The following is a 19,918-nucleotide window of genomic DNA, read 5'->3' as shown; positions in this document are numbered from 1 at the left end:
GCGCACCGCAGCTTTAGTAGGAGCGAGATATGACCGAGCCATTAACCATCACGATGACACAGCAGGCTGCTTTTGATGGTGAGCCTGCTAAGGTGGTCGAACTGAAAAATAACACAGGCATGAGCGTTTCCTTTATGGATATTGGTGCGACATGGCTGAGTTGTCGTTTACCTTTGGCGAATGGGGAGTTGCGCGAAGTGCTTCTCGGAGTGGGGACGATGGGGAGTTTCATGCATCAACAGTGTTACATGGGTGTCATTGTTGGTCGCTACGCAAACCGCATCGCCAATGGGCTTTTTGAGGTTGATGGCGAAGCATTTCAAGTCTCCACTAACCAAGCGGGAAACTGCTTACACGGTGGTGAGGAAGGGTTTGATAAGCGTCGCTGGAACATTGAGTCTCAGTCCGAACAGCAAGTGACGTTTTCTTTGTTGTCTGAAGATGGTGATCAAGGTTTTCCGGGGAACCTCGAAGTCCATGTGACGTATACCCTGACTGATGACAACCAAGTGAGCATTGCGTATTTCGCAAAGACAGACAAAGCAACACCAGTGAACTTAACCAACCACGCTTACTTTAATTTGCTTGGTGCGGAAGCCGATTTGGATTGCCGTTCTCACCGTTTAACCATCGCAGCAGATCAATATCTACCAACTAATGACGTCGGCATTCCTTTGGGGGCATTGCAAGATGTGAAAGGAACAGGCTTTGATTTTAGAAATGAAAAGCCAGTATCGGAGCATTTCTTACAAGATGAGCAGCAGATTGCAGCGAAAGGTTATGATCACAGCTATCTATTTGATGCTCATCGCGACGTTTCAAAACCCGTTGCGCGGGTGGTTTCTCCGGATGGAAAAGTGCATATGTCTGTCGTGACCAATAAGCCTGCCATGCAATTGTATACGGGTAACTGGTTAGCGGGTGCACCAAACCGTCGCGGTGGGGAATACCAAGACTACGCGGGCTTGGCGTTAGAAACTCAGTTTTTGCCAGATTCACCGAACCATGCTGAGTGGGGGCAACCAAGTTGTATTCTTGAACCTGAGCAAGCGTATCGATTCAGTACCACGTTTCACTTTGCTTTTTAGTTAAGGTATTGATTTTTAGCCTTTTGGGTTGCCATGAGCTTTTTGCCTACAGTAGGTCAAAAGCTTGATTGAACTAAAAACAAAAAAGCTCTGGTACTTCTGTAGCAGAGCTTTTTTATTTCGTATTTTAGATTGGGTGCAGAGTTAGAGGCGGTCAACCGAGTTGCGACGAACTAAGGTTGGGCTGAAGATGATCGTGTCTTCTTCCACTTGTTCATCTCGTGATAATGCCAACGCTAGTCGAGCAGCGCGTTCTGCCATCATTTCAATTGGGTAACGAATTGTCGTCAAACTTGGATTGACGAAGCGAGCAATTAAACCATCGTCAAAACCGACCATAGAGACTTTCTCTGGTACGCTGATTCCGTTTTGATCTAATACGGCAAGTGCCCCGGCTGCCATGTAATCGTTGTAAGCCACGACACCGGTGATTTCGAGTGATTTAGTCAGTAAGTTGGTCATTGCTATTTCACCACCATCACTGTTTGGTTCACCATATTCAACGTAACTTTTCGACAGTTCAATCTTGTGGTCTTTCAGCGCCGCTTGGTAACCTTGCAAACGCTCATCGGTATCTTCAATGTCATGTGAAGAAGCGATACAAGCTATCTTGGTATGCCCATGACGAAGTAAATATTCTGTCGCGAGGTACGCACCTTTACGGTTATCGAGAGAGATACAACGCTCTGCTAACTCAGGAATGTGGCGGTTGATCAATACCATCCCTTTTACTTCTTTGGCATAGCCAATCAATTCTTCATCTGATAAGCCTTTAGAGTGGATCACAATCGCCTCACAGCGGCTATTAATCAGCAGCTCTAACGCTTGTCGTTCATCTTCTGGATTGTGATAACCATTGCCAATTAGAATGTGTTTACCATTTTCTCTTGCGACGTTATCAACCGATTTGACCATGGTGCCAAAGAAGGGGTCTGAGACATCACTCACCAGCACGCCCATCGTATTGGTACTTTGACTGACGAGTGCTCGTGCTGCCGCGTTAGGGCGATAGCCAAGTTTGCTCATCGCTTTAGTCACTGCATCGATAGAAGTTTGGCTTGCCTTGGGTGATTTGTTGATCACACGAGAAACGGTAGCGACTGACACCCCCGCTTCTTTCGCGACATCCTTGATTGTTGCCATGAGGAACCTTTCGTTGGCTAAAAACGTTAACCGGAGTATTAAACACCCATTGTGTAATAAGTGCAATTGGTACCTATTTATATTGCAACTAATGGCTCATTACTCTATGAATTTATTAGAGATATATGAAGTGTAAACGTTATCTTATGCAAGAAAGGTTTGAATCCTTTTATAGTGAGAAAACAAAAATCGCGGTCATTAGATATCACCGCGATTTGTCGTTTATGTTTTTAACATGTAGACCATAGATAATGGCATTTGGGGCATTAGTTGTTGTTCATCCAGTCAACCATTTGGGTTTTGTACACATCGCTGTTGCTGGCAAGTGCTAACTGTAACTCAGAGAGCACACAAGGTAGGTGAAAAATAGAGGTATTGGGGTAAGCGAAGAAATAGCGTCCCGTGATCACGAGCAGCGAAGAGCTAAAAAGATTACGTTTATTCAAGAAGTGATATGTTAAGTATTTGTTTAAACAAGGAATAAAAAAGAAGAGTAGAACTATCCACATCGCAAGGTCGAGGCATAACATGTTACGAGTTATGCCTCGTTACGATGCTATTTAAGAGCTTTCTCTAAATCAGCTATTTCACTCCACTCTACGGCATTGCCTGGAAGAGGTTTAGTGAAATCTGTCAGAGCTTCCAGTAGCTTTTTAAGGTTTGCGAATTCTTGCCCATTTTCATCACTGATGATCTGCAATGCAGAATACGGCTTTTCAGATGTCACCTCTTGACCAAAGTATGCTTCTTCAAGATTTGGGACAGAAGCAACCAGTCGCACTTTTGCTGTATCAGGAGCTTGCCCAACCACTTCTAACAAGTTCTTATTAGTTCCCCATGCTGGATTAGCTTTTGGCTTCTTGCCTTCTTTAGCTTTGCAGAGAGGTCTATCTGAGTCATGGAGTAACGCATATGGTGCACCAAACTGATTTAATATCTTAGCTAGAGAGGCTAATGTTGCTTTCCCTCGTGCTCGAACGATATGGGTATCTTTAAAAGCTTCAGGATGTTTTGCTATGACGTGTTTGAAGGCTGTGTATTCTGTGTCACCCTCTACAAGTACGGTTTTACCACCAAAGAAGAATTCTGCTACGTGAGGGTCAAAGACATTAAGAAGCTTCAATCTTGCTTTGTCATCTTCGTCTAGTTTAGCTCTGTGTGGTCTAAAAATAGTGGTACCTTTTATATTCCCATCCCCGGACCTTTCTACTCTGACTATTGAAGTATTATCTCTAGATAGATCGATAAAAGCGGGAGCGTGGGTAGTTACCATGACTTGCCAGTTTCCACTTTTCGGTAGGTCATAAAGGACTTTACAGGCTTCACGAATGGCTGTGGGGTGCAGGCACAGTTCAGGTTCATCGAGTAGGAGAAGGTGAGGTCTTTCTGCTCCTTTTCCTGCTTTTGCCCGTTTTTGTTCAGAGATGATTCTTAATGCTGACCACAATAATGTTCTTCTGGCACCGCTACCTTGCTTTTCAATTGATGTTTGGTGGCCATCTTCGTGGCCCATTCGAAGCTCGGGGTCGTTTTTGAACAGGTTGATACACTTTTCAACGTCATCTTCTGGTTTTGCATCAAATTTAACTTCATATCCCGGAAATACTTCGCTGACCATTCTCTTCATTTCGGTCTGGACAGCTTCAATTTCCTGCTCTGTGTCTTTGACTACAATCTTTTGTAGTTCCATCACGTTGTGCAGTAGTTTCTGATATGGGGTTAATTCACCATCTGGAAGCTCTTCTTCAGAAAGTGCCTTAACTCTCTCTGTCAAAGCACTTTGTAGTAACTTGATGATCTCTTTCGATTGGGTTTCAGGATCTGAGAAAGCATCAACCCTGTGAGGCTCTGACCTGTATGCCTGTGCAACATTTGGAGCTCCCCAAGGACGTTTAGTTGGGTGCCAGTCGTTGGCTTTGACATCCCAGCCTACTCTTGTCGGTTTTCCTGGGGCTTCCCAAGTCCATTTTTCTTTTACGTATTTCTCTTCAGTTTTCTCGTCGGTCAGTACCCATTGTTTGCCCGGTTGGCCCTCATCAAATATAACGGTTTCAATAATTATCTCTGGGAGGTTTTCAGGGTCTATAGACTCATTTGGGAAGTCATGGATGGTCAGGTGACCTGTTTTAGAGGCTTCTTCCATTGCGACTTCATATGCTCTAAGGATTGAGCTTTTACCGACATTATTTGGTCCAACGAGAACAACAATTTCATCTAGTTCTATTTCTACAGGAGTATTGCCGATGCAGCGAAAGTTCTTAATTGAAAGCTTTCTTAATCTAGGTCTAGGGTTTTCCATAGTAATCTCTTTGTGCGTAAATGTTCATATGCGACTTTATTGCTTGTCATCCAAGCGTTCCACAACATGCCGTCACAAAAGAGAAAAATTATCTCTATAGCAATCTAAGAGCATTTACGTTCAAAGCTATAAGGTCATTTGCCTGCATGAAAGTCTTGCTATCGCTCATTCAGATCGATTTAGAGCTATATATGTATTTGTTTTCTTATTTCTTGATGAAGGAGATAAAAAGCGATGGTCTGTTTTGGGGAGTGGACTTTGGTTGATGATAGAGCCAGCACAGGTGACTGCAGCCCTACGTTCCATCACCGGAACAACTAAACAAGCATTCACTGGATATTGAGATATTGTCTTAAGCAGCTTTAACTTGGCTCTGTGCTGATCTATGAAGGTGTGGTCAGCCCAATGCTTCACCATCAACAAACACTAAGCTTTCAAGATATTTTCAAAGGTGTTGAGATTACGGCGTGGGGATGGCCGAAACTGAGTGATATTTGGTAAAGGATATTTGCAATTCATACGACCTTTACGCATCAAAATGCGATCTTCACCTCTTGTATTTAAAGCCTTAACTGTTAATGTTGAACTTGTTTTAGTAAAATTTTACCGGGGTTTTAATTAATGGAAACGATCGCTTACTCAGACTTTGCAAAGTTAGAAATTCGCACTGGAAAAATTATTGAGGTGGCGCGCCACGAGAATGCAGACAAGCTGTACATTGTGCAGATCGATGTCGGTGAGAAAACCCTGCAAACGGTCACGAGCCTTGTACCGTACTACACAGAAGAAGAGCTAATGGGTAAACAAGTGGTAGTGCTGTGTAATCTAGCAAAAGCTAAGATGCGTGGTGAAACCTCTGAGTGTATGCTGCTGTGCGCTGAAACTGATGATGAGTCGGAAAGCGTATTACTGACACCGGAACGCGCAATGCCATCAGGCGTGCGAATTGTTTAAGCTGTAAGTTAAATTTATTTATATAACAAATGCTTATGGTTTGTGTCTCATTTTATAAATGAGTGAGTTGATTCATATTCACCTTTATTTATAATTTTCTTGATTTAAAACTGTTTAACAGTATGAAAATATAGGAAATTATAATGAAAAAGGTTTTGCCTTTATTGGCTTTAGGTGCAGTGGTTGCTTCAGCGTCGGTTCAAGCAAATAGTGGTTGGTATATTGGTGCGGATATTCATAACACTGAGATCGATACAGAGTTGAACATTGATTCATCGTCTTCAACAGGCTTTGGTATCGCTGTTGGTAAAGAGATGGCGCCCTCTCAGCAGTTTGTATTAGCTTTTGAGGGTGAGTTTATTCACTTTGGCAGCTTTAAAGAGAACGGATACTTCATCGATCAGTTTGGCACTGCGCACAATGCGAGCATTGAAGTTGAGGGTTACGCTGCGAATCTTAATGCGAAACCTAAATACTACTTCACAGGCACAGGTTTCTACTTAGGCGCTGTGGCTGGCTTGGGCGTGATGGGTGTTGACCTGAAGTTGGATGTTCCAACTGCATCTTCTAGCTCAATATCAACAGATGGTAGCGATATTGGTTTCAACTACGGTGCTGAAGCTGGTTATGAATTTGCTTCTGGTCTGATTGTTTCTGGTGGTTACCGTGCGTCTTCAGTCACGATTGATGTTGAAAATGGCGGTGATTTAGATTTTGATTTTGATGGCTTTTACGTAGGTCTAGACTACAAATTCTAATCAGATATTTGTCGAATATGAATAATGGAAGGGAGCCACTAGGCTCCCTTTTTGATCAGGTTATCTATTAATTCATAATGATGATCTTGCACACCCGCAAGGTTGCCGTACTTGGGCTGGTGGCGGTCATTCTCTTTGGCGTGTTGCCAACCTATAGTATGGCGAACAAAGTGTTCAGCAAACGCGTGAGAGACTTCCAAGCATCCTGCTAAAACAGTATCTACATAACTTTGCATGATTGGGCTGAGCGTGCAGGGTGGAAGGGGATCGCTTTTCACGTATACCCAAATCTCATGATCTGGATTAAAGCTGATGTCAGTTTCGATTTGTTCAGGACGAATTTGAATACGATGATAGCCACGTTCGCGGCGGTCAAATTCAGTCAGCGCTTGGTGGTCTACTTCGAGCAGCACACCGTTCACTTGCCCTTCGCCTTCATTCACAACCAGCGGTGACAAGATATAGCTGTCGTCGACTTTGCCCCAATAGCGCACTAACCCATGGGCAATAACGGGAATTGCTTCACCCGTTTGCCCTGTAAGCTCACGTGAGGCCGAATTGATTAAGCTGCCGTAGCCAAATATATACATCGTGATTGTTCCCTTTTACTTCGACGAATTCCGTTCTATCCGTTATACCTAAATATGATATCTAAGTCATTCTTACTGAGCCCAGCATTTTGACGTTCTTGGGAGGAAATGCCTCCACGGCATCAGGCGCAATGTTTTACCTCTAAAGGATAGTCTGATCTTATAACATGTATTTTTTATGCATGTTTGTGTTAAGATCGTTGACGTTAAGTTTTTCGACAGTACGAATTGGTACGTAAGGGCATCACAATGCTGAATATCACCGATAAAAAAGTGGAAGAAAAAATCCCCGCATGGCTGCGACTTGGGTTTAGACCGTTTTTCCTGTTTGGCTCTATTTACGCCATCATCGCGATTGCGTTGTGGGTATGGATGTTTCAAACAGGGCAGCCTAGCGCGTTGAGTGTTCCGGCTTTGTGGTGGCATGTACATGAAATGCTGTTTGGTTTCTCTATGGCGATTGTGGTGGGGTTCGTTCTGACTGCGGTACAAAACTGGACGGGGGTTAATGGGACGAAGCACTACACCTTGCTAGCCTTGTTTTTGTTATGGCTTTCTCCTCGAGTTCTACTTTGGACCCCTGCACCACTTTGGTTAACCAGCAGTGTTGAAGCGCTGTTTTTACTGTTTGTAGCGTATGAGGTCGGCATACGAGTTTATCGTGCTAAAGGGTGGCGTAACCTATTTTTTGTTCCGTTATTCTTACTTGCAATCTTTGCGAACTTTGCCAGTTATGCCACGGTCAAAGGTATGCCTCCATTTACCTCTTCTGCTGTGTGGCAAGCAATGCTGTGGTGGTTCACTTTACTGCTTTCTGTCATGGGTGGGCGAGTAATCCCTTTCTTTACTGCACGTCGTTTCAACTTTGAAAAAGCTCAACCGCTGATGTGGCTAGATTGGCTCGCCAACCTACCTTTGGTCATGTTGTTTGTACTGAGTTTCTTCCCTGTGACGTTTGCTGAACTTGGGAAGCCGCTGATGTTATTTGCTGGTATCACCCAATTGGTTCGATTCTTACGCTGGAAACCTTGGTTGACTCTGAGCGAGCCACTTGTTTGGTCTTTACATGCGGCTTATTTGTGTCTGCCTTTAAGTCTTATCCTACGTGGCAGCTGGGATAACGCGTTTGCCAACCACAACTTGATTCATTTGTTTGCGATTGGTGCGCTAGGTGGCTTAATCCTAGCAATGATTACTCGTGTCACCATGGGGCACACTGGACGTATGATTTACAAAGGTCCGAACATGAGTATCGCGTTTGCGGCGGTGATTGCTGCGGCGTTAGCGAGAAGCTTAGGTGTGATATTTGCTCCTTCACAGATGTTCTTTTGGATTGATATCAGCGCAGCATTATGGATTCTTGCATTTGGTATGTTTGTGTGGCGTTTTGGTGTGATGTTGATAACTCCGCGTGTGGATGGTCATCCGGGATAATCGAAGAAAAATGAAAGTGAAGAAGGGCTTGGCGAGATGCTAAGCCTTTTTTGTTTGATGTTGCTTCAGCAAATAACCCATTAATAGTAAGGAAATTATTAAGAATGTGAAAAACGTTGAATTCTAATCTGAGTTTTGCTCGTGCCAGAAAAGGCGGAGTTCGATACTCTGTATCTGTTATTGCTCGTATGAATATGAGTGATTAACTAGCCAATTGACGTTTTAGACCCATAGGTGTCTTTCGTGTAATTACATGGCCGCTTAGTTCTATACCTCCGTGGAACTAAGCGGCGTTTTTCGTTTTGTGGCTAGGTAAAATTAGATATTCCCTTGGCTGAAGTCTTTCTGGAAATAAAGAACTTTCTGTAGATAGCGTCTCGCTTCCCCTTTTGGGTGTTGAGTGGTTAATGCATCATAAACTTGAGTTGGGTTGAGGCTGTTAAGTTCATTCATTGCACGCTTACGGTCGCTATCAAACGTCGAAAGCACACCACCAGTGCCGCCGTTGTAGGCGGAAATCATACTAAAGTGCTTCGAGGTTGGATGTTTCACGTCTCGTAGATAGCGGTTTTTCAATATATAGAAATACGCTGCACCAGTATCAATGTTATTGGCAGGATCGAATAAGTATTCTTTGGTAGGAATACCTGGTTTGTTTTTTACTAAATTAAACACATCCGCACCCGCTGTTTTTGGGATCACTTGCATCAAGCCGTAAGCGCCAGCATGAGAAACCGCATAAGGGTTAAAACTACTTTCGGTTTTGATCACGGCGAAAATCAGATCTTCTGATAAACCATATCGTTTTGCAGCGTCACGTATCAAGCCAGCGTACTGGTATTCGCGTTGTTCTAGATGATCTTTCACCATGTTGATTTCGACATAGTAAGCACTGCCGTGTTTGATGGCTTTCTTTTGCAGTTTGTTGTCGAGTAGGTAGTCTGCGTAACGATTGGCGCGCCATTCCCATTCAATCGGTTTTCCATCGTGATCGAGAACTTGCCCCAATAAAAAAGGCTTACCACGTAATACCGCTTCCTTGTCACTAAACAACTCCGCATGTGCTGGATCGGCAGGCATGAGTAGTGTCTGTACAATCGCTTTTTGTAGCTTTTCCGTTGGCTGGTATTGGGAAATTGTCGAAACGTAGATTTTTCCCGCTTCGAAGTCGATATGAGCGCGGGTGTTATAACCATCAAGGTATTTCACGTAGCGGTGTTTTCCCGCTTCGACGAACTCATCTTCACCCCAGCGATCTTTGGCTTTTTGCGCAATGTAAGCCAGTAACTGTTGGATATTCTCTTGGTTAGATGCACTTGGCGGCTTTACATAGGGAGGTACGTAGTCATCACATGCGCAAGGTGGTGTTTCTTCAGGAGCAACAGAGCAACCACTGAGGAGAAGTAAGCTCAGGAATAGCGATTTCTTCATCGGATACCGATTTAATTAGAGGTGAGGGCAATTGCCGACTGAAGAAAATAATAAGTAAGAGTGTTAATTGTCTGAAATTAAAACTTTTTGTGCTTTCGATAGAAGGTGTTGATATTAGAATTTAGCTCCAAAAAAAAAGCCTGCGGGGTGCAGGCTTTGTATTAGGAGAGTCCAATTTAACTTACTTGTGAGAGGCTAACGACCTTTTGTTGCAGCTTCTCTTTTAGATATTCTGCCAGTGCGATTTTCTCCTCTTCGTTCATGTATAAGCCAAGTTTTGTACGACGCCATAAGATGTCTTCATCGGTTAGCGCCATTTCGTGATTCATCAAGTAATCAATTTCACGTTGATATACGCCACTTGCTTGCTCTGAGAAGCAGTGACCGAGATCTTCTACGCTGTTAGTGCCTTCCATCAGATCCCAAGTTTGTGTACCAAACTGAGTCACGTAGCGCAGTAACATTGCCTCTGATGCCCACGAGTATTTCGCATGAATCATCTTCGCAAGTTGCTCACGGCTGCAACTGAAGTTACCACCAGGAAGGGTTTGGTTTGCCGTCCAGTCTTTACCCATTTCAGGTAGGTAAGGTGCAAGTTTCTTCATTGCCGCTTCGCCAAGCTTACGGTATGTCGTGAGCTTGCCGCCGAACACTGAAAGTAAAGGTGCGTGGTCGTATTCAGCATCCAACTCTAGTGTGTAGTCACGTGTGATCGCTTGCGGTGAGTCAGACTCATCATCACACAGTGGGCGTACACCACTGTAAGTCCATACCACATCTTCGCGGCTTAGCTGGTGGACAAAGTGTTGGTTAACGATATCGATCAAGTAATCGACTTCATCTTCGGAGATCGCGACTTCACGCGGATCGCCTTTGTATTCCACATCTGTGGTACCAATGATCGAGAACTTATCTAAGTAAGGGATCATAAATACGATGCGGTTATCTTTGTTTTGTAGGATGTAGGCTTGCGGCTCGTTGTGGATACGAGGAACAACGATGTGCGAGCCTTTGATCAAACGAATGTTGCGAGGGGAGGTTTGCTCTAATCCTTCATCAAAGAACTGTTTCACCCATGGACCAGCAGCGTTAACCAGAGCTTTCGCTTTACGTTCGAAACGTTGGTCTGTGGTGACGTCATGAATAGTGACATGCCAAATGCCGCCTTCACGGTGTGCTTTTTCTACGCGGCAGTAGTTGCGAACTTCTGCGTTATTCTCTTTTGCAGCCAGAACGTTAAGTAAGACTAAGCGCGCATCGTCTACCCAACAATCTGAGTATTCGAAACCGGTTTTCATTTCAGGTTTCAAAAGACCTGATTTTGCTAGGTTGACAGTTTTGCTGCCTGGCAGTGTGGTTCGTTTACCCAAGTTATCGTAAAGGAACAAACCACAGCGGATCATCCAAGCTGGGCGTAAAAATGGGCGATGAGGTAAACGGAAGCGCATTGGTAGAGCCACATGTGGTGCTTTACGTAAGATCACTTCACGTTCAGCGAGCGCTTCCGAAACTAAACGAAACTCATAGTGTTCAAGGTAACGTAATCCGCCGTGGATCAGTTTTGAACTTGCAGAAGAGGTTGCCGATGCGAAGTCATTAGCTTCGTACAAACCGACGCTTAAACCACGACCAGCAGCATCTGCAGCAATACCAGCCCCGTTAATGCCGCCACCGATCACGATCAGGTCTAAAGTAGGGGATGCGTTAGTCGTGGAAGCATTTTGTTGGATACTCATAAATTTGACCTCTTGGTGAGCGAACGAGCATTTTAGAACATGAGTTTATCCTAGCTTAGGTTTCGTTTGTGGTCATTATTTATTTTCGTTTATGAGCGTTTTGTGTGATTTGGGCACAAAAAAAACCTCTGCCTAATTAAGACAGAGGTCATTTATTCGTATAGAAAGAGAGATAATTTGCTATTCGTTCTCAGATCTTTCTATTTGTGTATCAACCACTTCAAGGGGAACCGAGGCATCTTTTAGAATCGCAAGAATCTCTTCTGGTGGTTGTTTGTTGGTGAATACCATGTTCAATTGCGCGATATTGCCCAGTTTCACCATCGCATTGCGACCAAATTTCGAATGGTCAACCGCAAGGAACACACTGCGGCTGTTATCAATAATTGCCTGTTTAACGCGAACTTCATGATAATCAAAGTCCAGTAGTGAGCCATCAAAATCGATACCACTGATGCCTAAAATGCCGAAATCGAGGCGGAATTGTTTGACGAAATCGAGCGTCGCTTCACCGACAATACCGCCGTCACGGTTGCGAACTTCACCGCCCGCCAAAATAACTTTGATTTCTGGGTTTGGTAAAAGAATGGTGGCAACATTAATGTTATTGGTCACCACGCGAAGTTGTTTGTGGTTTTTATTGAGCGCTCGAGCGACAGCTTCTGGCGTGGTACCGATATCAATAAACAAGGTTGCGCCATCTGGAATGTGCTTTACTAGTTCTTCCGCAATGACATCTTTTTCATTGAAGTTAAGCGCTTTACGCGTGTTATATGACGTGTTCTCTGAACTGAGAGGAATGGTAGCACCACCGTGGTAGCGTCGAATCTTGTTTTCATCAGCAAGGTCGTTTAAGTCGCGACGGATAGTTTGAGGACTGACATTAAATTTTTCTACCAGCTCATCCGTGCTGACGTAGCCTTGTTTTTTCACCAACTCAACAATCTGTTGGTGTCTTGGTATTTGCTTCACTTAGCACTCCCTTGTGCACTGGTAATCGCCAATGCTTCAAATTCGAATATAGAAACTCGCTCTATTGTGCTCGAATTAGCGCATTGTGAGAAGTCGTGGGAATAGGGAATCCGCGATCGAACGCAAAAAAAGAGCGCCAAGTCGGCGCTCTTTACGATTAATCAGGGGGAAACTAATCGTTTATCAGAAATTAATCGTCTTCGTCGTGAAGCTCAGACCAAGTTTGAGCACACTTGACTGCGCGCTTCCAACCTTTGTAACGACGGTTACGTTTTTCTTCATCATCGTGTGGTTCGAATGTGCGATCGAGCACTGCTTTGTCTTGCAGCTCATCAATGCTATTCCAGAAACCAACCGCTAGACCGGCTAGGTATGCTGCACCCAAAGCGGTCACTTCAGTTACTTGAGGACGGTGAACTTCGGTATTAAGAACATCAGACTGGAACTGCATTAAGAAGTTGTTCGCCACTGCGCCGCCATCTACACGAAGGTTCGCGAGCTTGATGCCCGAGTCTGCTTGCATTGCATCCAGCACATCACGAGTTTGGTAAGCGATACCTTCCAAAGTTGCACGGATAATGTGGTTAGAGTTTACACCACGAGTTAGACCGACAATCGTACCGCGAGCGTAAGCATCCCAATATGGTGCGCCCAGACCAGTAAACGCAGGAACCACGTAAACACCATTTGAAGTATCAACTTTGGTCGCAAAGTATTCTGAATCTTCGGCACCAGCCAGAATCTTCATTTCATCACGTAGCCATTGAATTGAAGCACCACCCATGAATACCGCACCCTCAAGGGCGTAAGCTGGCTCACCTTTTGGACCGCATGCTAGCGTGGTCAACAGACCATTTTTCGATGTTACCTTCTCTTGACCCGTATTCATCAACAAGAAACAACCTGTGCCGTAGGTGTTCTTCGCTTGACCAGCTTCAACACACATCTGACCGTAAAGAGCGGCTTGTTGGTCACCTGCAATGCCTGCAATTGGGATACGAGTACCACCTTTACCACCAATGTTGGTTTGACCGTAGATTTCTGATGAGCGTTTTACTTCAGGCATCATGGATGCAGGGATGCCCATCTCATCCAGCATTTTTTGATCCCAGCATAGGTCATTAATGTTGAACAGCATGGTACGAGAAGCATTGGTGTAGTCGGTTACGTGGACGCGACCTTGTGTCATCTTCCAAACCAACCAGGTATCAACAGTACCGAATAGCAGCTTGCCTGCTTCAGCATCTTCACGTGCGCCTTCAACGTTATCTAGAATCCACTTCACTTTTGTACCCGAGAAGTAAGGGTCTAGAACCAGACCTGTATTGTCGCGAACGTAATCTTCTAGTCCGCGCGCTTTTAATTCTTCACAAATATCGGCAGTGCGGCGGCATTGCCATACGATCGCGTTGTAAACCGGTTTGCCTGTTTCTTTGTTCCATACAATCGTCGTTTCACGTTGGTTGGTAATACCGATACCTGCAAGTTGGTCGCTACGGATGCCGGTTTTCGCAAGTGCTTCAACCAAGGTAGAGCTTTGAGTTGCCCAGATTTCCATTGGGTCATGTTCAACCCAACCAGCCTCTGGATAAATCTGAGTAAATTCTCGCTGAGCGACGCTTACGATATTCGCGTCATGATCCAGAATGACAGCACGAGAGCTTGTCGTGCCTTGGTCTAGGGCAACAATGTATTTTTGCTCAGTCATGGTAAGAATCCTTTTGTTTCGTTATTTATATTTTAGTAAATGTTCGAATTGGTAGGGGTTAAGCTTGCGCTTGTTCTGCTTCTTCTTCGGTTTCGCACTGGTTAGGGATAGTACAGCCATGACCTTGCTTTGGCAGATATGCAGCAATCGCTTTCGGGTACAACCAACCACCGAAGCAAGCACCTGCGATAGGAGCAAGAATTGGAACAATAAAGTATGGAATTTCACGCGCGCCAGTCAGGGCATAATCCCAACCTGCGAAGTAGGCAAACAGCTTAGGACCAAAGTCACGTGCAGGGTTCATCGCAAAGCCTGTTAGTGGACCTAGAGAACCGCCGATTACCGCAATTAGGATACCGATCAGTAGAGGGTTCATCGCGCCGCGAGGTGCGCCATTGTTCTCATCACCAAGAGCAAGAATGGCAAACATCAGCACTGCAGTAATCACGAATTCCACAGCAAAAGCGCCAAAGAAAGAGAGAGAAGCATGTGGGTAAGTCGAGAAAATGCCCGCTGTGGCTAATGCGTCTTGGCTGCTACGAACGAAGTTGTGTGCGATTTCGTAATCCGTAAAGAGGTTGCTGTACAAGCTGTAGACCAAAGCAGCAGAGCAAAATGCACCTAGCATTTGCGCAATGATATAAGGCACAACTTTCGCCTTATCAAATCCATGGAACATCGCCAGTGCGATAGTTACGGCAGGGTTGATGTGTGCACCGGATACGCCCGCAGTACAGTAAATAGCGATGGCGACGCCAAAGCCCCATACAATACTGATTTCCCATTGACCAAATTGAGCCCCGGTCAAAACGAGTGCAGCAACACAGCCTACGCCAAAAAAGATAAGTAATCCTGTACCGATAAACTCGGCCAAACATTCTCCGAGCAGTGAGGGGTGTTTGTTCGTTGTCATGTTAAGAGTCCTTTAATATTTATGCTTATCTAGCACGGTTCTATTGTGCATATATAAACGTTTGCGAAAACAAACGAGCGCTAAAAATGAGCGTTTGAGCATAAATTTGTTAATCAAACTCTTCGTTTTTGTTAATTGACGCATCTTTTGCTCAAAAAGGAAACTCGATAAAACGAATTATGGTCTTCAATTTTGCTTTGATGGACTAAAACTACCGATGTGAAAATCAATGCACAAACTGGTAAGAGGAGTTTTGTGAACCTGCTTCGCGAATGGTGGGAAAATACTCAGATTATTGGTCGAAAACTAACCCTAAAGAGCTAGCTAACACTAATGATGATAAGGGATTGCTGATATTCATTCGCTCGTTGCTAAGAGCTACGCCATCTCAAAGAAAGAAGACCGTTTCCCGTAGCACATATGCCATCTTTTGCTTGGAGACGACCTCTAAATGTACGTTGGAAGCGGTGGGATTATGTTGACCCTAATTGTTAACACGGTGACATTGTTGCAACACGCCACAATTGAGGCGTTTGATGGCTTAAATCACGTGCTTCGTCTCTTCAACTTCCATCTTTTATCCATTTTTGTGGTCATTTGAGCACTTGATTCACTTAATATTGTGCTGATTTTGTTCGTTTGCGCACTTCGTGTTCTATGTGGACAGTAACGAAATCTGCAGAAAGTGGAAGCGCAGTCTAATTAAAAGCCTCTAATTTTCTGTATTTACTGAAATTTAATTCTTATGCAACATTTGTCACAGAAATAAAAATCGAATTTCATAAAATGCATTCACTTTCGAACGAAACTCCTTTTTGCTCGTTCGCGATTTTATACTCCCTACCATCGCTCACATTATTAATGAGGTTCCTATGTTTGGAATATTCAAACCTAAGGCGCACATCGATCGTTTATCGTCCGATAAGATCGATGGCACTTATTCCCGCTTACGTTGGCAACTCTTTATCGGCATCTTTGTTGGTTACGCTGGCTACTACCTAGTTCGTAAAAACTTTAGCTTGGCGATGCCTTATCTTATTGAACAAGGTTTTAGTCGTGGTGACTTAGGTGTTGCCTTAGCTGCGGTATCTATTGCTTACGGTTTATCAAAATTCTTAATGGGCAGTGTTTCTGACCGCTCAAACCCTCGTTACTTTTTAAGTGGCGGTCTATTAATGTCAGCGCTTGTGATGTTCTGCTTCGGCTTTATGCCTTGGGCTACTGGCAGCATTACAGCGATGTTTATTCTATTGTTCCTAAACGGTTGGTTCCAAGGTATGGGGTGGCCTGCCTGTGGTCGAACCATGGTTCACTGGTGGTCGCGCAAAGAGCGTGGCGAGATAGTGTCGGTTTGGAACGTGGCACATAACGTGGGTGGTGGTTTGATTGGTCCGCTGTTCATCCTTGGTCTTTGGGCATTCAACGACGATTGGCGCACCGCTTTCTATGTTCCTGCATTTTTTGCCACGCTCGTAGCTGTCTTTATTTGGTTCACCGTAAGAGATACACCGCAGTCTTGTGGTCTTCCGCCAATTGAAGAGTATAAAGACGATTACCCTGACGATTACGACAAATCACACGAAAAAGAAATGACGGCGAAGGAAATTTTCTTCAAGTATGTCTTTTCTAATAAGTTGTTGTGGTCAATTGCGATTGCGAACGCGTTTGTTTACCTGATCCGCTACGGTGTGCTGGACTGGGCGCCGGTATACCTTAAAGAAGCGAAGGACTTCTCGGTTGATAAATCTTCTTGGGCTTACTTCCTATACGAGTGGGCTGGTATCCCAGGTACGCTATTGTGTGGTTGGATTTCAGACAAGCTATTTAAAGGTCGTCGTGCTCCTGCCGGTATTCTATTTATGGCGTTAGTAACCGTAGCGGTGTTGGTTTACTGGTTCAACCCAGCAGGTAACCCAGCAGTAGATATGATGGCGCTGGTTGCAATCGGCTTCTTGATTTACGGTCCGGTAATGTTGATTGGTTTGTATGCGCTAGAGCTTGCTCCTAAGAAAGCGGCAGGTACGGCTGCAGGTCTAACTGGCTTATTTGGTTACTTGGGCGGTGCGGTAGCGGCAAACGCGATTCTTGGCTATACAGTAGACCACTTCGGCTGGGATGGCGGCTTTATCATCCTAATTGGTTCATGTATCACCTCTATCGTTTGTCTAACTTACGCATTTCTTGGCGAGCGTGCTCACCATGAACAAAAAGTGCGTGAGAAAGAAGCATTGGCGTCATAAAACATTAAAGGGGCGGTGGAATACTGCCCCTTCAATAAGCTAAGGAAAGAACAATGAAAACAACGTCAGTTTGCATGACGGTTCTCGCTCTGAGCATCTCAGCTGGAGCTATTGCACAACCGCTTGTTATCGCGCACCGTGGCGCATCGGGTTATCTACCAGAACATACTTTAGAAGCAAAAGCGTTGGCGTACGCGATGAAACCAGACTACATCGAACAAGATGTGGTGATGACCAAAGACGATCAACTCGTTGTATTGCATGATCATTACCTCGATCGCGTGACCGATGTAGCTGAGCGATTCCCGGATCGTGCTCGTAAAGATGGTCGTTACTATGCGATTGATTTCACGTTGGCAGAAATCAAATCATTGCGAGTCACTGAAGGCTTTAACATTGATGATAAAGGTAACAAGGTTGCTGGCTATCCGACACGATTCCCAATGTGGAAATCAGACTTCACCGTACCTACTTTTGCTGAAGAGATTGAGCTGATCCAAGGCTTAAACAAAACGCTGGGTTATGACATCGGTATTTACCCGGAAATCAAAGCGCCGTGGTTCCATCGTCATGAAGGCAAAGACATCTCAAAAGCGGTGCTTAAAGTTTTAAAACAGTACGGTTACGATTCGCAAGACGACAAAGTATACCTTCAGTGTTTTGATGCGAATGAGCTTCAGCGCATCAACAGTGAACTCATGCCCGCAATGGACATGGATTTAAAGCTCGTTCAGCTCATGGCTTACACCGATTGGAACGAGACCATGGAGTACAAAGGCGAAAAAGCAACACCATACAGTTATGACTGGATGTTTGAAGCCAATGGTATGAAGAAGGTCGCGGAATACGCGGAAGGGATCGGTCCTTGGAAACCAATGTTGGTGGATGACAAATCAACCAAGGATAACATCATCATCAAACCTTTGATGAAAGCGGCAAAAGACGCGGGTTTGCAAGTGCATCCTTATACTTTCCGCGCGGATCCAGGGCGTATTCCTGCTTACACCGACAGCTTCGATGGCATGATGGACATCTTCTACAATCAGGTGAAAGTGGATGGTTTGTTTACTGACTTCCCTGATAAAGCAGTCAACTTTCTGAACAAGTAAAATTCAAAAAAGCTGAGTATTTGAAGTTCTCAGTATTACGTCACACGCCATGTCGTAACAATGTGCCCTCTATCAGGCAATAAAAAATCCCCCAACAGTTTCCTGCTGGGGGATTTTTCGTAGGGCTAATTCACTGCAATACCTAAATGACTTCAAGATGCTCAGTTCAGAGTCTGGTCACTGATAAAATGACGAAGTGAAATAGCTCGCTATTTTCAAGTTATTTGACGTGGGAATCGTGATAGTGACACGCTCCCAAAGGGCGAGTTGTCTTGGCTTTCATGCTTTGTTAACGAGCTTTGATTTAGATTGACTAGATCTTCAACTCGTTGCTGCGCCTGCAAGCCAAGTCAGCCTCGCTGAATCAAGTATCTCGAGGTTATTTGGGTATTCTTATTAGTTGTTTTTATGCAGTTCGCTGTTCAGTTCAACCGCGCTCTTGTTTGCAAGACACTCGATTTGACCTGTTACAGAGTTACGACGGAATAGTAGGTCAGAAACACCAGCAAGATCGCGTGCTTTTACTACTTCTACTTCTTGGCCTGCAGAATCTAGCATGCGCACTTTAGAGCCAGCGGTTACGTATAGACCTGATTCGATAGTACAACGGTCACCCATTGGGAAACCAAGACCTGCGTTTGCGCCTAGTAGCGAGTTTTCACCGATAGAAACCACAACTTTACCGCCGCCAGATAGCGTACCCATGATAGATGCGCCACCGCCGATGTCAGAACCGTTACCAACCACTACGCCAGCAGAGATACGACCTTCAACCATGCTCACGCCAGTTGTACCCGCGTTGAAGTTGATGAAGCCTTCGTGCATTACCGTTGTGCCTTCGCCAACGTGTGCGCCAAGACGTACGCGAGAAGTGTCAGCGATACGAACACCAGTTGGTACCACGTAGTCCACCATTTTGGGGAACTTGTCTACGCAATCTACGCTTAGTGCACGACCCGCTAGGCGAGCTTCGATTTGACGCTCTGCCAGTTCAGGTAGGTCGATTGGACCTTCGTTAGTCCATGCGATGTTGTGTAGTAGACCGAAGATACCGTCTAGTACCGTGCCGTGCGGTTGAACTAGGCGGTTAGAGATAAGTTGAAGTTTTAGGAAGCCTTCAGCAACGCTTTGTGGCTGTTCATCAGTTGCAAGGATAACCAGTACAAGTGGTTGTGCTGATTCTGCTGCTTTTGCTGCGAAAGAAGCGTTTGCCGCATCGCCGTTTGCTTCAAATGCTGCTGCCAGTTCTGCGCTTTGTGCTGCAGAGATCTCGATAGCTTGGTTGCCTTGCTCGTAACCTGCTACTGCTGCTAGTGCGTTAACAAGCGCTTCGCTTGGGTTAAGAACTGGGTTTGGGAAAAACGCTTCGATGATTTTGCCGTCGCGATTTTTAGTTGCCGTACCAAAGGCTAGAGAGAAGAAAGCCATAGTTGATCTCCATGTGTTGAGTCTTGTGTCTCGTCTGTTCACTGACAAGAAATAATTAAGTTGTCAGTCATCATAAAGAGAGTGTTGGGGAGTTTAAAGAGGGGAAATGGAGAAA

General features: G+C 44.7%; 15 protein-coding genes. 6 read left to right on the top strand and 9 right to left on the bottom strand.

Going from position 1 to position 19,918, the window contains the following annotated elements; genetic code table 11:
* Positions 1-29: 29 nt before the first annotated feature.
* Positions 30-1,088, top strand: coding sequence for a galactose-1-epimerase (galM, locus tag J4N44_RS13265; protein WP_252044537.1), 1,059 nt, complete (start codon positions 30-32; stop codon positions 1,086-1,088).
* A 144-nt stretch (positions 1,089-1,232) separates the two neighbouring features.
* On the opposite strand, the gene J4N44_RS13260 is transcribed toward galM, so the two are convergent.
* Positions 1,233-2,231 carry a substrate-binding domain-containing protein gene (locus J4N44_RS13260; RefSeq protein WP_009698687.1) on the bottom strand — a complete coding sequence of 333 codons (999 nt, stop codon included), beginning with the start codon at positions 2,229-2,231 and terminating at the stop codon, positions 1,233-1,235.
* 556 nt (positions 2,232-2,787) lie between these two features.
* Positions 2,788-4,530 (bottom strand): ATP-dependent nuclease, encoded by a 1,743-nt coding sequence (locus tag J4N44_RS13255; RefSeq protein WP_252044536.1) that lies wholly within the window; start codon positions 4,528-4,530, stop codon positions 2,788-2,790.
* 621 nt (positions 4,531-5,151) lie between these two features.
* Here J4N44_RS13255 and J4N44_RS13250 point away from each other — a divergent pair.
* Positions 5,152-5,484 (top strand): tRNA-binding protein, encoded by a 333-nt coding sequence (locus tag J4N44_RS13250; protein WP_009698684.1) that lies wholly within the window; start codon positions 5,152-5,154, stop codon positions 5,482-5,484.
* A gap of 143 nt (positions 5,485-5,627) precedes the next feature.
* Positions 5,628-6,242: an outer membrane beta-barrel protein gene (locus J4N44_RS13245; RefSeq protein WP_252044534.1), complete on the top strand. Its 615-nt coding sequence runs from the start codon at positions 5,628-5,630 to the stop codon at positions 6,240-6,242.
* A 38-nt stretch (positions 6,243-6,280) separates the two neighbouring features.
* Here J4N44_RS13245 and J4N44_RS13240 read toward each other — a convergent pair whose 3' ends face one another.
* On the bottom strand, positions 6,281-6,832 hold the full coding sequence (locus J4N44_RS13240; protein WP_005450884.1) for a gamma-glutamylcyclotransferase family protein: 552 nt from the start codon (positions 6,830-6,832) through the stop codon (positions 6,281-6,283).
* Between the two features lie 249 nt (positions 6,833-7,081).
* Between J4N44_RS13240 and J4N44_RS13235 the strand changes: the two genes are divergently transcribed.
* On the top strand, positions 7,082-8,266 hold the full coding sequence (locus J4N44_RS13235) for an NnrS family protein (protein WP_252044533.1): 1,185 nt from the start codon (positions 7,082-7,084) through the stop codon (positions 8,264-8,266).
* A 318-nt stretch (positions 8,267-8,584) separates the two neighbouring features.
* Here J4N44_RS13235 and mltC read toward each other — a convergent pair whose 3' ends face one another.
* The 5 genes from mltC to J4N44_RS13210 all read right to left on the bottom strand — a co-directional run bounded on the left by mltC (position 8,585) and on the right by J4N44_RS13210 (position 15,026).
* Positions 8,585-9,697 (bottom strand): membrane-bound lytic murein transglycosylase MltC, encoded by a 1,113-nt coding sequence (gene mltC, locus J4N44_RS13230; protein ID WP_017189193.1) that lies wholly within the window; start codon positions 9,695-9,697, stop codon positions 8,585-8,587.
* 176 nt (positions 9,698-9,873) lie between these two features.
* Positions 9,874-11,433, bottom strand: a complete 1,560-nt coding sequence (glpD, locus tag J4N44_RS13225) for a glycerol-3-phosphate dehydrogenase (RefSeq protein ID WP_005450890.1) — start codon at positions 11,431-11,433, stop codon at positions 9,874-9,876.
* A 180-nt stretch (positions 11,434-11,613) separates the two neighbouring features.
* Entirely contained in the window at positions 11,614-12,405 is a 792-nt protein-coding gene (locus J4N44_RS13220) for a DeoR/GlpR family transcriptional regulator (protein WP_005450892.1), read from the bottom strand.
* Positions 12,406-12,595: 190 nt separating this feature from the next.
* A complete protein-coding gene (glpK, locus tag J4N44_RS13215; RefSeq protein ID WP_005450894.1) occupies positions 12,596-14,113 on the bottom strand; it encodes a glycerol kinase GlpK in 1,518 nt (505 codons plus the stop codon).
* Positions 14,114-14,171: 58 nt separating this feature from the next.
* Complete coding sequence (locus tag J4N44_RS13210; protein WP_005450895.1) at positions 14,172-15,026, bottom strand: MIP/aquaporin family protein; 855 nt, start codon at positions 15,024-15,026, stop codon at positions 14,172-14,174.
* Positions 15,027-15,898: 872 nt separating this feature from the next.
* On the opposite strand from J4N44_RS13210, the gene glpT reads away from it, so the two are divergent.
* Both glpT and glpQ read left to right on the top strand, forming a co-directional pair.
* Positions 15,899-17,266 (top strand): glycerol-3-phosphate transporter, encoded by a 1,368-nt coding sequence (glpT, locus tag J4N44_RS13205; protein ID WP_029790411.1) that lies wholly within the window; start codon positions 15,899-15,901, stop codon positions 17,264-17,266.
* Positions 17,267-17,319: 53 nt separating this feature from the next.
* On the top strand, positions 17,320-18,375 hold the full coding sequence (gene glpQ, locus J4N44_RS13200; RefSeq protein WP_005450899.1) for a glycerophosphodiester phosphodiesterase: 1,056 nt from the start codon (positions 17,320-17,322) through the stop codon (positions 18,373-18,375).
* A 396-nt stretch (positions 18,376-18,771) separates the two neighbouring features.
* Here glpQ and dapD read toward each other — a convergent pair whose 3' ends face one another.
* Positions 18,772-19,803, bottom strand: coding sequence for a 2,3,4,5-tetrahydropyridine-2,6-dicarboxylate N-succinyltransferase (dapD, locus tag J4N44_RS13195; RefSeq protein WP_005391708.1), 1,032 nt, complete (start codon positions 19,801-19,803; stop codon positions 18,772-18,774).
* Positions 19,804-19,918: the final 115 nt, after the last annotated feature.

This window comes from Vibrio sp. SCSIO 43155 (assembly GCF_023716605.1).
GTDB lineage: Bacteria > Pseudomonadota > Gammaproteobacteria > Enterobacterales > Vibrionaceae > Vibrio > Vibrio harveyi.
This window is presented reverse-complemented; position numbering and strand designations above follow the sequence as displayed.

Coding starts and splice junctions, on each gene's coding strand:
- galM (WP_252044537.1), top strand. CDS start 30: ATGACCGAGCCATTAACCATCACGATGACACAGCAGGCTGCTTTTGAT.
- J4N44_RS13260 (WP_009698687.1), bottom strand. CDS start 2,231: ATGGCAACAATCAAGGATGTCGCGAAAGAAGCGGGGGTGTCAGTCGCT.
- J4N44_RS13255 (WP_252044536.1), bottom strand. CDS start 4,530: ATGGAAAACCCTAGACCTAGATTAAGAAAGCTTTCAATTAAGAACTTT.
- J4N44_RS13250 (WP_009698684.1), top strand. CDS start 5,152: ATGGAAACGATCGCTTACTCAGACTTTGCAAAGTTAGAAATTCGCACT.
- J4N44_RS13245 (WP_252044534.1), top strand. CDS start 5,628: ATGAAAAAGGTTTTGCCTTTATTGGCTTTAGGTGCAGTGGTTGCTTCA.
- J4N44_RS13240 (WP_005450884.1), bottom strand. CDS start 6,832: ATGTATATATTTGGCTACGGCAGCTTAATCAATTCGGCCTCACGTGAG.
- J4N44_RS13235 (WP_252044533.1), top strand. CDS start 7,082: ATGCTGAATATCACCGATAAAAAAGTGGAAGAAAAAATCCCCGCATGG.
- mltC (WP_017189193.1), bottom strand. CDS start 9,697: ATGAAGAAATCGCTATTCCTGAGCTTACTTCTCCTCAGTGGTTGCTCT.
- glpD (WP_005450890.1), bottom strand. CDS start 11,433: ATGAGTATCCAACAAAATGCTTCCACGACTAACGCATCCCCTACTTTA.
- glpK (WP_005450894.1), bottom strand. CDS start 14,113: ATGACTGAGCAAAAATACATTGTTGCCCTAGACCAAGGCACGACAAGC.
- J4N44_RS13210 (WP_005450895.1), bottom strand. CDS start 15,026: ATGACAACGAACAAACACCCCTCACTGCTCGGAGAATGTTTGGCCGAG.
- glpT (WP_029790411.1), top strand. CDS start 15,899: ATGTTTGGAATATTCAAACCTAAGGCGCACATCGATCGTTTATCGTCC.
- glpQ (WP_005450899.1), top strand. CDS start 17,320: ATGAAAACAACGTCAGTTTGCATGACGGTTCTCGCTCTGAGCATCTCA.
- dapD (WP_005391708.1), bottom strand. CDS start 19,803: ATGGCTTTCTTCTCTCTAGCCTTTGGTACGGCAACTAAAAATCGCGAC.